Annotated in this window: 11 protein-coding genes; 8 read left to right on the top strand and 3 right to left on the bottom strand. The window is 44.7% G+C overall.

The window, feature by feature from the left end:
- The first annotated feature begins 46 nt into the window (after positions 1-46).
- From AC6I8U_RS07845 to AC6I8U_RS07835, 3 genes are all read left to right on the top strand, one after another.
- On the top strand, positions 47-421 hold the full coding sequence (locus tag AC6I8U_RS07845) for a VC1380 family protein (protein WP_234495983.1): 375 nt from the start codon (positions 47-49) through the stop codon (positions 419-421).
- 35 nt (positions 422-456) lie between these two features.
- Entirely contained in the window at positions 457-2,364 is a 1,908-nt protein-coding gene (locus tag AC6I8U_RS07840) for an alkaline phosphatase D family protein (RefSeq protein WP_498018253.1), read from the top strand.
- Between the two features lie 72 nt (positions 2,365-2,436).
- Positions 2,437-2,886 (top strand): tellurite resistance TerB family protein, encoded by a 450-nt coding sequence (locus AC6I8U_RS07835; protein WP_042472910.1) that lies wholly within the window; start codon positions 2,437-2,439, stop codon positions 2,884-2,886.
- Between the two features lie 49 nt (positions 2,887-2,935).
- Here the strand turns inward: AC6I8U_RS07835 and AC6I8U_RS07830 are convergent, their stop codons facing one another.
- Both AC6I8U_RS07830 and AC6I8U_RS07825 read right to left on the bottom strand, forming a co-directional pair.
- The gene (locus AC6I8U_RS07830) at positions 2,936-3,466 is read right to left on the bottom strand and encodes a 3'-5' exonuclease (protein ID WP_234495981.1); all 531 of its coding nucleotides are present in this window, start codon (positions 3,464-3,466) and stop codon (positions 2,936-2,938) included.
- 88 nt (positions 3,467-3,554) lie between these two features.
- Entirely contained in the window at positions 3,555-5,090 is a 1,536-nt protein-coding gene (locus AC6I8U_RS07825; RefSeq protein ID WP_498018252.1) for a sensor domain-containing diguanylate cyclase, read from the bottom strand.
- 324 nt (positions 5,091-5,414) lie between these two features.
- On the opposite strand from AC6I8U_RS07825, the gene AC6I8U_RS07820 reads away from it, so the two are divergent.
- The 5 genes from AC6I8U_RS07820 to AC6I8U_RS07800 all read left to right on the top strand — a co-directional run bounded on the left by AC6I8U_RS07820 (position 5,415) and on the right by AC6I8U_RS07800 (position 11,973).
- Complete coding sequence (locus AC6I8U_RS07820; protein WP_498018251.1) at positions 5,415-6,047, top strand: DUF2760 domain-containing protein; 633 nt, start codon at positions 5,415-5,417, stop codon at positions 6,045-6,047.
- The gene (locus AC6I8U_RS07815; protein WP_498018250.1) at positions 6,047-7,909 is read left to right on the top strand and encodes an Hsp70 family protein; all 1,863 of its coding nucleotides are present in this window, start codon (positions 6,047-6,049) and stop codon (positions 7,907-7,909) included. The genes AC6I8U_RS07820 and AC6I8U_RS07815 overlap by 1 nt, the downstream gene beginning before the upstream one ends.
- A gap of 83 nt (positions 7,910-7,992) precedes the next feature.
- The gene (locus tag AC6I8U_RS07810; protein ID WP_498018249.1) at positions 7,993-10,791 is read left to right on the top strand and encodes an Hsp70 family protein; all 2,799 of its coding nucleotides are present in this window, start codon (positions 7,993-7,995) and stop codon (positions 10,789-10,791) included.
- Between the two features lie 128 nt (positions 10,792-10,919).
- Positions 10,920-11,084: a hypothetical protein gene (locus AC6I8U_RS07805; RefSeq protein WP_234495978.1), complete on the top strand. Its 165-nt coding sequence runs from the start codon at positions 10,920-10,922 to the stop codon at positions 11,082-11,084.
- A gap of 121 nt (positions 11,085-11,205) precedes the next feature.
- A complete protein-coding gene (locus AC6I8U_RS07800) occupies positions 11,206-11,973 on the top strand; it encodes a hypothetical protein (RefSeq protein WP_498018248.1) in 768 nt (255 codons plus the stop codon).
- A gap of 208 nt (positions 11,974-12,181) precedes the next feature.
- On the opposite strand, the gene AC6I8U_RS07795 is transcribed toward AC6I8U_RS07800, so the two are convergent.
- Complete coding sequence (locus AC6I8U_RS07795) at positions 12,182-13,945, bottom strand: phospholipase D family protein (protein WP_498018247.1); 1,764 nt, start codon at positions 13,943-13,945, stop codon at positions 12,182-12,184.
- Positions 13,946-13,964: the final 19 nt, after the last annotated feature.

Here is a 13,964-nt window from a genome sequence, read left to right as displayed (position 1 = left end):
TAACCAACAGTTATCAATGGCATAGTTTCCACTATTTAGACCAATCGTGAAAGTAGAAAAATTAAAAAACATCCTTAATAGTCTGCCTGTTGACAGTGATATTCATGTCGTTACTGGTGAAAAGTGGCTTCCTGAACGATTAGTCAATACAGAACTCGATAACGAACTGTTATTTCTAGAGTTTGACAACGCTCCTGATGAAGCATCTTCTGATGAAGAGGCGCGTGGTTTTGTTGAGCATGAGGTTGAACTACTTCGCCGCAGATTGGAAGAAATCGTTGAACAAAGTAGTAACACGTCTCAACTACTAGACGCACTGACAGGTTTCTTTGTGATTGGGCATGAGGCAAGTAGCTCTGACTTTATAGAATTACTAGAGCAAATGGAAAATGAGGAAGCTGTACTCGACAAAAGTGCATAACCGCAAATAGAAAACAAAAAGTAACAAGGATAGTCATGACGACACTACCCCATCTTCTTGCAGGTCCAGTTCTTCGCCGAACAAACAAACGTGAGCTGACACTTTGGTTTGCGACGTCAGTTTCACCGCAGTCTTTGTCTGTTTCTGTATCTGGTGAGTTCGGTAAACATTCCTACACGATACCTGAACCTCAGATATTGCAGCTAAGTCCTAAGCTTTGGATAGTCCAATTCTATTTACAACACTCTTTTGAAGCGTACGATAAGCTTCACTACGACATCGTCGACTTGGCATCAAATCGTTCCGCTCTTCCCAAGAATATGTTTTATGCCGATAACCAACGCGTCGATGTTCAACTCACGGACACCGCAGACTATATCATTCATGGCTCCTGTAGAAACCCACACCACCCAAGTCCAGATAGTCTTGCAAAGTTAGACGAGCGCATTGAAAGTAAAGTAAAAGACGGTCAATTGACTGATCGTCCCGATATCCTGCTACTCACTGGTGATCAAATATACGCTGACCACATCGCCGGGCCGACTCTTCAGTGTATTCATAAAGTCATTAAGCTTCTGGAATTACCTAACGAAGAATTTCTCCAAAGCTCGCTTGCAGACAGTTCGTTGCTTCACAGTGGCGAAGTTGGACTTTATGAAAGAGATAAACTCTTACCTAAGTATCAAGATACCAGTAGTCGACTCAAGAACTTATTAAACTCCCAACAAACCGCCATTTTCAGTTCACGAGAATGTGATAACCATTTGGTTACTCTGTCTGAGTTCATCGCGATGTACCTTCTTACTTGGTCCCCAGAGTTATGGCATCTCGTTGGTTTCGAAAAGTTAAGCGGCAATGACATCTGCCCCTCGCATCGCGAACAGTGGCTATCAGAGCAACAAGCACTAGGGGGGTTCGTCGCCGATTTATCAAAGGTTCGACGACTACTAGCTCATGTTCCTACTTACATGATTTTCGACGACCATGACGTCACAGATGACTGGAACCTAACGGTTGGCTGGGAAAAAGCCGCGTATGAAAATGCTTTCTCTAAGCGAATCATAGGTAATGCTTTAGTGAGTTATCTGATTTTCCAAGCATGGGGAAATCATCCAGAACAGATGCATTCCGACTGGAAACAAGAATTAATCACCTTATTCCCAAACAATCCGGTTAGCGAGGCAATGCTGGATAACGATCAGCATGATGAATTGATACAGCAGCTTCTAAGATACGAAAAATGGCACTACACCTTAGAAAGCCACCCAAAAGTGATCGTTATTGACACCCGTACTCGGCGCTGGCGCTCCGAGTCTAAGATGAACAAACCGTCAGGGCTTATGGATTGGGAGGCGATGGTTGAGTTTCAACAAGAGTTGATTGGGTTTGACTCTGTCGTTGTCGTTTCTCCAGCCCCAATGTTTGGTGTGAAATTTATTGAGACGCTACAAGCTATGGCGACCAAGCTTGGCAATCCACTGATCATTGATGCTGAGAACTGGATGGCGCACCCAGGAAGTGCCAACACATTGCTGTCGATTTTTACTCACAGTAAAACGCCCGAGAATTTTGTCATTCTGTCTGGCGATGTTCACTATTCGTTTGTCTATGACGTAAAGCTGAGGTTCAAACAAACCGACTCCCATATTTATCAAATTACATGCAGTGGTATAAAGAATGAGTTTCCAGAACCATTGCTTACGGTTTGTGACACCTTAGATAAATGGCTATATACCCCTCGCTCACCGCTCAACTGGTTTACTAAGCGTAAACGCTTGAAGATATTCAAACGTAAGCCAGAGCCAAGCGATCACAATCGATTAGTGAATAAATCTGGCGTTGGTTTGGTGAAGCTAGACCCTTTTGGCAAACCTGCTTACGTCGCCGTACTTCATGGGGATGGCTCAGAAACCGTCTTTCCTGAAACTAATTCAGAAGATTAGACTCTAACTACTTGTGATCTCGCGCACATAGCACTATGTAGTTAAGTAACACCCTTAAAAGTAGGTACGCCAATGTTCAACTCAATTACTTCTTTATTTAAACAGCTTATTGAAGGGGATGATCTGTCCAAAGCTCAGGGTGTCAGCCCCAACCTCGCCATTGCTTCCTTGCTGTGCGAAGTCTCTAAAGCTGACTATCAAGTAGATGCAGAGGAAGAGAAAGCGAAGCGTCAGTTGGTAGTGCGTATGCTCGGCTTGACGGATGCAGAAGCCGTCACCCTACTCGACCAAGCTCAAGAGCAAGCCCAAAACTCAGCGTCACTTTATGATTTTACCTCTAGCTTAAGGGAACTTAGCCAAGAACGACGTTTTGAATTAATTAAAGCGATGTGGGAAGTGGCTAATGCAGACGGTGTGATTGATCCGTTGGAGGATTCTGTTATCAGAAAGGTTGCGGAGCTGCTTTATGTTGACCATAGCGAGTTCATACGCGCCAAAATACAGGTTGTCGATAAAGACTAGGATTTTAATGGTTAGCCTCTTCTGCAAAGCTAGAAAGAGGCTAACAAGATTAAAGCATCGTCAGAGCAAGCTTGGCGAGATTATAGGCATCGACGTATCCTGAATGCTGACGCCCTTCCCACTCAATTCCTTTCTGCTCTTGAGCGGCCTTATGACCTATACGCTTGTCTTTTAGTCGGTTTTGAATACGGTACAACGTGGCTAAGTTCACAAACTCCTTGAAAGGCATTTCAATCCCTTTAGCTTCACACTCAAGACGCAAAATATCATCATCGCGTCCCCAAGAAGCATAGATCTTATTGGGACCACCAAAGTTCTTAACCATTGACTGTATCACTGACTCAAGTGGTCGCCCTTGTTTCTCAACTTTTCTCGGGGTAATACCTGTCAGCTCTGTACAGAACAACGACACTTCATCTTTCTCGGGTTTTACATAGTACTGAGCACGCTTTACGACTTCTTGCTTCACCAAATCGATCTCAGCCAAGCCAACTTCGATGATTTCACCTGTTGTACCAACGCCATCGACGTTCCAGCAACACATTTCAAGATCAAAACAAACGACTCGGTTATAATTCATAGCGACTTAGTAAACAGTAATTAACACCGCGAAATTGTAGCGTATTCAAAACAAAAGCTCGACAGGCACATTACCGATCGCTCTTTATTCAAGCAACATTGGCTCGATTTCTACCATTCGCCTTACTAATGTACAGCTGCTCGTCTGCCCTATTGATCAACTGTTCGATAGTTTCACCACGATAGACGGCAGCTCCGATACTTAGCGTACAAGTGAAAGATGGATCTATCGAGTTCCAGGTTAGCTGAGAGGCTTCCACGCAAATATCCGCAATATACTTTTGTAGCGTCGTATAATCGATGCATCGACTAATAACGGCAAACTCATCGCCTCCTAGACGGAATAACATGTCATCCGGATACAGCTTATCTTTGATATACGCTGCAACCTGCATCAGTATCTCGTCACCCGCTACATGACCATATTTGTCATTGATTCCTTTAAATTGATCGACATCGATAATCACCAGTGAGAACGGCTTGTTACAAGAGACGTGGTAGTCAGTCAAACGATTGAATGCGCGTCGGTTATAAACCTCTGTTAAAGGGTCTCGCTCTACGAGGTATTGAAGATCTCTTGTACGGCGGTTCACAATCACAGCGAGTCTGCGCTGCTCTCTAAGCATCAGATAAACAACGTAAGCGAGCAACAGTGAAATCAACAAACCACCTGTCATCACAAAGAAGAGAATTAACTTATCGTTCTTTGTGATTCCGGCATCGTGTTTAAACTGAATGCGCCACTGACGATCGTAAAGGTCGATGATGACATCTTTTGATGGTTCATCCAAAGCATCCCAAAGGTCGTTTTGATAGAGTATTGGGTCATCTTCCGCATCAAACCCAAGATCGACAACACGAATCCCTACATCTTTTCCTAGCGCTGTACGATTGACAATTTGCTCAAAATATACTGTGATTCTGATTACGCCAATCACGACACCACGAAGGGAGCGTGTGCCAGCATCAAATACTGGTACATAAACTAGCATCCCCTCTTTGGGCAAAGAGCGGTCGAACCCATCCTGGAGTAGTCGAATCTTGTCCGAAAGACTTGGCTCTCCCGTCTCCGTGGTGTTTCTTATAACGCGACGAACACGCTCTCGGGAAGAGTAATAACCCAAAGCTCTGAGGTTTGATTCGTTAACGGGATAGACATCACTCGCCACATAAATAGGTTCATCATTTTCTAATATGTAACCTTCAACACGCGGCTTATCTTTGGGAACGGTATACACTTGATAACTAGGAAAGCGCTCTCGCACTCGTTTGATATGAGTGTCTAGCTGCTCTGGATAAACCTTTTTCATCCATTGCATAGCAATGAGACTTTTTGAACTGTCTACCAAAGGCTCCGCGAAACTCGAGAAATTATCCCACGCACTGGGTTGGGTCGCATGATAAAAGCTAGCTCCTGCTCCTATAAAGCTTACATCGAGCATGACGAGCTCTTTTATATTTTCGGTTTGATTCTCTGTTAAAAATTCAAAATTTGAGTCGGCTAGCTGTTTTTGTCCTCCATAGACGATATGTGTAATAAATGCGGTAAGCACAACGCCAAATACGAATACCAAAACGGCATATCGCTTAACACCACGATCCTTTTGATTTAAGCCTGTAACCATTTTTTGTCCTGGCTGACTATGCAAGTGCCAGCCTTCTCATTTGTGAAACTGATATATAACTAACGTATTATTTATGTTGATAATTTTTATTATTAATGGTAGCAAAATCGATTTTACACACTGTCTAACTATCAAGAAGTTACAGTTTCAATTAATGAAGCACAGATCACTTTAAATTAGCAAAACACCATCTTCTGCTGATTTATCCACCGAAAAACTCACTTTGCAATGACAAAGCTGCGAAAGCATCGCGCTAAGAGCCTTGATTATGCTAGACTTCGCCCCAAAATTAACTACTAATGACTGACACATAGAGAAACCCCTATGAACTTCGACCTAAATGTTATCCCAACAACTTTCGACATGCTGCACGCTGGCCTTGCTGCTTCAAGCGTCCTACTACTCGCTATTGCTGTATCTCGCAAGAGCAAAGTTGTCGAGAAAGTGGTAGAAAAGCCAGTAGAGAAGATTGTCGAGGTTGAAAAGCCAGTAGAAAAAATCGTAGAAATTGAAAAAGTCGTAGAAGTCGAAAAAGTGATAGAGAAAGTTGTAGAAGTCGAATCCAAACTTGCAACCGCTTCAACCGATTCTGCGATGCAGTTACTATCGCTGATGCAACAAGAAGCACGTATGGTCGACTTCCTTCAAGAAGACCTAACATCATTCTCTGATGAAGAAGTTGGCGCTGCGGCACGTGTTGTTCACTCTGGTGGTAAAAAGGTGATCACTGAGTACTTCGAACTATCTCCGATTCGCAATGAAGAAGAAGAGACTCGCATTTCAATCGAAGAAGGCTTCGACCCTCAATCTGTGCGTCTGACCGGCAATGTCACTGGCAATGCACCATTCAATGGTACGCTTGTCCATAAAGGCTGGAAGGCAGATAAAGTCACTCTGCCTAAGCTTTCTGAGAACTACAACGCATCAATCATCGCACCTGCAGAGGTGGAGCTATAATGGAACCTTCAGTGCAAACTCAAGACCAAACTATTGCAAAATACAGTGTAGGTATCGACCTTGGTACGACACACTGTGTTATGTCGTTTATCGACACTCAAAACGAAGACGCTCAAGTTGAAGTCGTCGCTATTCCTCAGCTAACTGCCCCAGGGACAGTTGAATCATATAAACAGCTTGGCTCGTTCTTGTATCAACCACATGAACACGAAATGGGTCAAGGCTCTCGCACGCTGCCTTGGACGAGCGAGCCGAAAGCATTGGTTGGTGCGGTAGCACGTAACCTTGGCTCAAAAACACCGATTCGCTTGGTCGCAAGTGCTAAATCATGGCTATGTCATGGTGGTGTGAACCGTCGTGAAAGTTTTCTGCCACAAGGCAGCCCCGAAGAAGTGAGCAAAGTGTCACCTCTTCGTGCGACAGAACTTTATTTAGAGCACCTGAAAGATGCATGGAATCACATGCACCCAGACAATGCTCTAGAACAGCAAGATGTGACCATCACGGTACCAGCATCATTTGATCCTGCAGCTCGCGATCTAACAGCAGAAGCGGCACGCAATGTTGGTCTTGCGCACCTTACTCTCTTAGAAGAGCCACAAGCTGCACTTTATAGCTGGATTGATAACAGTAACGATAAATGGCGTGATGAAGTCAACGTCGGTGATGTTGTTTTGGTTGTCGATGTAGGTGGTGGTACTACCGACTTGTCTCTTGTTGCCGTTACCGAAGAAGACGGTAACTTAAACTTAGAACGAGTAGCGGTTGGTGAGCATATTCTTCTTGGTGGCGACAACATGGACCTTGCGCTTGCGTATCGTCTTAAGATGAAGCTCGCACAAGATGGTAAAGAACTTCAACCATGGCAAGTACAGGCGATGACACACGCTTGTCGTGACGCAAAAGAAGCGCTGCTCAATGATGCTGAGCTTCAAGCTGTACCAATTGTTGTTCCAAGCCGTGGATCTAAGCTACTCGGCGCAACATTAAAAACGGAATTGACTCAGCAAGAAGTGCAGCAAACGCTGGTTGACGGTTTCTTCCCTCAGGTTGGCGTTCAAGAGCATCCTGTACAACGTGCTCGCGGTGCACTGACTCAAATGGGTCTACCCTACGCTCAAGATGCCGCGATTACTCGTCACATTGCCGCGTTTTTAAGCCATCAAAGTAACGCGACTGACAACGCATTTGCAGGTATTCCAGGAATGGAAGCTGCCCCAGAGTTTGTTAAACCTACGGCACTGCTATTTAACGGCGGTGTACTTAAGTCTAAGCTGCTCTCTGATCGCCTGTTCAATACGATTAACAGCTGGTTAGAATCAGCGAATGCAGAAAAAGCGAAAATGCTTTCAGGTCTCGATCTTGACCTTGCGGTTGCGAGCGGTGCAGCCTATTACGGCAGCGTACGTCGCGGCCAAGGCGTTCGTATTCGCGGTGGTATCGCGTCTAGCTACTATATCGGTATCGAGAGCGCTATGCCGGCTATTCCGGGCATGGCACCTCCAATGGAAGCCCTATGCGTGGCTCCTTTTGGTATGGAAGAAGGCAGCAGCGTGCTGGTACCGAGCCAAGAATTTGGTTTGGTCATCGGTCAACCTGTTCACTTCCAATTCTTTGGTTCGACAACTCGCCGCGAAGACGAAGCAGGTGTCCACCTAGATTACTGGAGACCAGAAGAGCTTGAAGAACTGCCAGAGATTCAAGTTACTCTGCCAGTATCTGAAGGGCGTAATATTGGAGACGTTGTTCCAGTGACGCTATCATCACGTGTAACTGAGCTTGGTACTCTCTATCTTGAGGCAATCGCTTCAGACAACGGTCAAAAATGGCACGTTGAGTTCGACGTTCGCGAAGACGCATAATAATAACTATGATGAAACGGCACGCTATGTGCCGTTTTTTATCTCCACTCTCTCCCTTTTCAAAACCCTAACTGGAGCGTGTCATGGCATCCGCACAATATTTGGTCGGCATCGATTTAGGGACAACCAACACGGTTGTTGCATTCTGTGAAATTCAAGACGAACTTTCTAACTCCCCTGTTGAACTCTTTGAAATAGACCAACTTGTTGGTCCGGGCGAAGTAGTAAGGAAACCGCTCTTGCCGTCCTTCCGCTATCATGCTGCGCAGCAACAAGTTTCGGATTCCGATCTGACACTCCCGTGGGAAAACAAACCAGTTAAAGGGGACATCCAAAACCTAATCATTGGTGAATGGGCGCGAGAGCTAGGTGCAAAAGTAGAGGGCCGTCAGGTCTCCAGCGCAAAAAGTTGGCTGTCACACACTGCCGTGGATCGTGAAGACGACATCCTTCCTTGGGCAGGTGCTCAAGATGTTGAAAAAGTCTCTCCCGTTATCGCAAGTGCAAGTTATCTCAATCATATCCGTCAGGCTTGGAACCACAGACACCATTACAACAAGCTTGAAGACCAAGACGTCGTAATCACAGTACCCGCTTCGTTTGATGAAACTGCTCGAAAACTCACACTTCAAGCGGCAAAGCTCGCCGGCCTTCCAAAAGTTCACTTACTGGAGGAGCCTCAAGCAGTTTGCTACGACTGGTATGCTCGACACAAAGAAACCGCGTCACAAGAGCTTTCACAAGTGCCATTGATTTTAGTCTGTGATGTAGGTGGTGGTACTACTGACCTCAGTTTAATCGAAGCAAAACACGACGACGAAGAGCTAGTGCTGAACCGTATCGGCGTGGGTGAGCACTTAATGCTAGGTGGCGACAACCTTGATTTGGCGCTCGCCCATATGGCTGAGCAACGATTCAATGAGTCGAAGAAACTGAACGCTGCAAGTCTCACTAAACTAATTCAGCAAACCAGAAAAGCAAAAGAAGCACTGCTGTCTGAAGATGCACCATCAGAAATGAAAATTACTATGCTTGGTAGTGGTTCGCGACTGATTGGCGGCACCAAAAGCATCGCGCTCAGTAAGTCCGAAGTTCACCAGATTGCGCTCGAAGGTTTCTTCCCTCAAACCGAATTCGGAGAGTTGCCAGATAAGAAGCGTAGCGCAGTCGTGGAGTTTGGCTTGCCGTATGTCTCCGATCCAGCCGTTAGCAAACATGTCTCAGAGTTCTTGCATTTACATCAAGAGGTTTCTAGAGAAGCATTAAACGATGGTTCAGATCCCGCAATCCCTGTAGGCCTTTTGCTCAATGGCGGTGTTTTCAATAGTGAACTCGTTACACGACGTATCGTTGATATCGTAGAAAACTGGAAAGGCACCCCTATTACACTGCTCTCCAACCCACATCCGGATTGGTCTGTTGCTCTTGGAGCAGTCGCCTTTGCCAAAGCACGCCGTGGGGCTCAATTGAAGATTGGTGGTGGTAGTGCACGCTCTTACTTCCTTCACCTGCAAGAAAAGAACAAGCTTGGCCAAGCACTATGTTTATTATCAAAAGGGACGGAAGAAGGACAAGAGATTCGACTTACAGGCCGTCGCTTCGCACTTACTTTAGGTGAACCTGTCCGATTCAATCTACTGACTTCGACGCATGATTACTTTGGTGAGCATCAAAAGGTTCAGAATGGCTTGATGACCCATATCGACCCGGATCAGTTCAACCCGCTACCACCTTACATCAGTACGTTACAAGGTAACGAAAAACAACTCAACGCTAACCAAAAAGAGCGTGTTGAAGTGCAACTCGCGTGTCAGTTAACGGAAGTCGGGACACTAAAGATCGAATGTGTAAGCGTCGAGGATGAGCAGCAGCGATGGGAGTTAGAGTTTGAGGTTAGGAATCAACAAGCCCAAGAAGAAACCATTCAAGCTCATCCTGGTCTAGAGCCCAGTAAAGCGCTTATCTCACGATTATACAGTGGTAATAAGAATAGTGCCGACAGTAAAGAGATTAAGATTCTCGCGAAGTCGCTAGAAAAGAGCTTAGGCAAAAAAGATGAGTGGGATTTTCACACCCTTCGCTCACTTGTCGACAGCTTTTCATTAGGTCGCAAACGTCGCCGTCGCTCGGAGCAGCATGAAAAGAATTGGCTTCGACTTACTGGTTTCTGTATGCGTCCGGGATTTGGTGACGCAACTGACTCTTGGAGAATGGAACAAATATGGGGTTTGTATCAGCAAGGCATCCAATTCCAAAATTCTCAAGGCTGGAGTGACTGGTGGACATTTTGGCGTCGTGTGTCTGGAGGGCTGAACGAAGAACAGCAAGAGGTTATCCTAGGTGACATTGCTAAGTACCTTCATCCAGGAGCGATGAAGAATGCTAAGACGTTCCAAGGTGCCAAGGATAAGGGTTACGAGGCAATGGTTAGGCTGTCAGCAAGCTTAGAAAACCTCTACGTTGACGACAAAGTTCTGCTAGCGACTTGGTACTTAAGCAAAGCGATTAATCAGTCTCAGTTCGAACAAGCACACTGGTGGGCGCTGGGCCGTCTTGCATCACGAACACCGCTTTATGGTAGCCAGCATAACGTGATAGCTAGAGAGCAAGTCGAGCAATGGCTACCAAAACTTCTTGAGCAAAACTGGATTAAAGAGCCAATGGCGGCGTTTGCTTGTGTTCTTATGTGCCGTAAGACTGGTGACCGTTCGTTAGACGTTTCTGATGATTATCGGACACAAGTTATGGACAAGTTGAAGACCTCAAAGGCACCTACTAACTGGCTCGAACTAGTATCCGAGGTGAAAGAGCTTTCAGAATCCGACTCGAAAAAGCTATTCGGTGATGCCTTGCCTGCTGGGTTACATTTGTTGAAGGATTAATCGATTCTATAGCTTTGCTTCGTTAGCTGGCATTTTAAGGTAAGTAATAACCTTTATTCCGAGCTAATTTCTTAAATAGCAGTTAGATTTCTCACGAAATACTATTTATAAATTGCGCGGAGAAGCCAATGAAGAGCAGAGTTATAGAGTTCCAACCTCTTGGTATTGGCGATTGGATACGAGTTGAGGTGACCCCAGAAGTTGCCGAAGTCCTAGCAAAAGAATACACAGAATACGGTTGGCCGGTTAGGGTTTACAGTTACATATTTAATGGAAAGAAAAACGAGCTCTGAGCTCGTTTTTTTTTATGCCCCCACCAATTCCTACTCTTTAATGGATAGTCTATCCTTTAAGTTAACCTGCTGATTCAGTGAACTTTTCAATATCGAAACTTGCTTGAGTAAAGGAATTACGATGAAGGCCAAGTATCTATACCCTATCCTACTATCTAGTGTTATCTGCCCTCCCTTGTCTGCTAACGAGAGGGCAAGTAGTGACGATGAATGGGAGTTTCTTTTGGTATTCCCAATGATTTGGACTCCCAGTATCTCTGGCACCGCGGGTGACGCTGATGGACGAGCCGATATCGATATCCCATTTTCAAATATCGTCAAAAACTTGAATTTTGGCATCATGGGAGACTTCTACGCCCAAAAAAACAAATGGCTGTTCGGTTTTCGAACCAATTATCTTCACATCAAGAGCGATACCTCCTCTACCTATAGCCCTAACTCTCCACTGATCCCTGATATCACCGCTAATATCGATGTAGACGCGACCATGTCATTAAATGATTTGTTTGGAGGGTATGAAGTGGTTGGCGGCTTAGTGCTCTTAACTGGCGTTCGACACACCTACAGTCGTTTTAACGTCGGTGTCAATATCAATGGTACACCCATTGACCCCATCAAGTCCTCTGGTCATCAGTTTGATTGGTTGGTCGGTCTCAAATACGCGCATTGGTTTAATCAAGACTGGGGCCTAAGCCTGACAGTAGACAGTAGTATTGCGGGTGACAACGACGTGAACCGAGGTATAAACCTTGCTGGTATGTACCGTTTAAGTGAGTTGAATAATATTTGGTTTGGATATCGGTATTTAAACATTCAAAACGATTCGGGCACTACACAAGTGGATGTCACTCAGCAGGGCCCGATGGTCGGTTGGGCGTTTAGTTTTTAAAACCGTACATATCTCAGTCTAGTTTGTAAATGCGTGGCCAAATCAATATGTAGCCAGAGCGTTTCGATATCTTGGACTCTAAAGTGGACAATCATGTTTATCTCCATCGTTGTGTGGTTTTTGAACATACAGGTTCTGATAGGTCTCTGTTTGCCAAAACACGCCACAACGATGGATAAGTAGTGAAATAAATTAAACAGCAACGAATTTAGAACTGATATTTAAGCCCTGTAGACTCTAACAGCTCATAGATTTCTCGTTGACTTTCCGATGTTCGCCCTTTTGTCCCACCTACTTCGCGCAGTTTATTTCGCATTGAAATCCATTCTTCGCTTCCCCATCGAAGAGAGTCTTTCTTAAGAAGCTCAAACTGCTGATTAAGATCATTGATAATCTCATCGCCAGTCAAGAAAAAACCCACTTCGTTGTTGTACAGCAGAGAGCGAAAGTCGAGGTTAGTCGTTCCTACGAATGCACTGTCGTCAATGATTAGAAATTTAGCGTGAAGCTTTCCATAAAATTGGTCACCACCGAGTAATACAGAGTCTGGCTTACCCAGTTGATAGAACTTTATCCTTGGATGATTAATCGCCTTTTGCCAAGCTTCTGAGTTCAAGAAAGACGCGTTTAGTTCGTTATTCGTTAAGTCATCTTCAAGCCAAGTTTTTTTAAGCTCATCGTCATACATGATAAGCGTTGGGACAGTGTGCATGTCTATTACTGCTTGAGTGAAGAAATTGTCGCTTGTCAGTACTGAGTTGGTGATGATTTCAATGTTTCGTTCAGGATCTTGCTCCAACCATCGAAGCGCAGTGTTTAGATCTTTGTCAATGACACCTTCATCTTTTAAAAGTTCTGACTGTAAAAAGAGATACGGCGACACCACTTTAATCGTTTTTAAACTGGTGTCGGTATAAGCGACTTTTGCCAATATTCCACTAATAGAGTTCGCATTAGCGCTTTTATTCGTGCTGTAGCGCTCAACAACATCATCCGCGTTTAGGTTATCCAGTTCATGAGCGAACTTCGTATCTGATGTTCGATACCCTTCTTGAACAAAGTTAGACACCGAGCTGTAGGCTTGGTTGAACTCCGAGTTGGATTTCAATTGTGCATAGGCTTGTAGCAATAGCTCACGATCTCGGTTGTAAGATGACCAAGTATCGAGCTTCTTATTGCCTGGTTTAGTAAACAAAACCGTGAAGTAGTATTCACTCAAGCGACTTGGACTTTCGTTGACTTTGGCATCCGATAAAGGTCTGAGCATAATTTCGATATCGCGGAATGCTGAGAGATCCTTCTCGCCATCGCTATTGATCCCATAGTAATGCAGTGACATGTTGCGGCCACCGGTAATCACATAAGCATCTTCGTTATAAAACCCATCAACGATAAAAAGCTTGTCATGTGAACGATGGTTCCAACGAGAATCGCCTTCAGTTAATGCGTTAAATATTACCGCTTGTACTCGGGCTTTCTGGTTTGTCTTCATCCCTGCTCTATCTAGGATATAGCCTGCATCCTCTTCACATTGCATTAAGCCTTTTAAGTTTCCATTATTCAGACTATATGAACCTAAACTGTCCACCATGATGCGAACATCTACGCCACGCTCTACCGCTTTACACAATGCACCAAGCGTCGCCTTACCCGCTAAATCGTCAGCAAAAATGTAATACGTCATATCAATAGTGTGTTTAGCGTTTTCAATCAGATAGATTTTCGTTGCTAAGCTCTGTATAGCATCCTTTTGCTCAGTACCTAACACTTTAACTTTGGCGGGCTGAACTGGTAATAAACTCTCGGAGGCAAGCTTCAAATAGTCTTGATCCAGCTCATCAGAATCACGCCAACGTCGAGACTCCATAAGCTCTGATGTCCAAGCGTCATTTGAGGTAACGGGCGGGTGAGCATTGGAGGCACACCCTCCAATGATGAATAATGAAATTGCGACTGAAATCCCTTTCCACATATCATTTTCCTGAGTTTGA

The organism is Vibrio sp. KUL80 (assembly GCF_059725495.1).
Note: the sequence above shows the minus strand (reverse complement) of the source record. Positions and strands in the feature narration are given on the sequence as shown.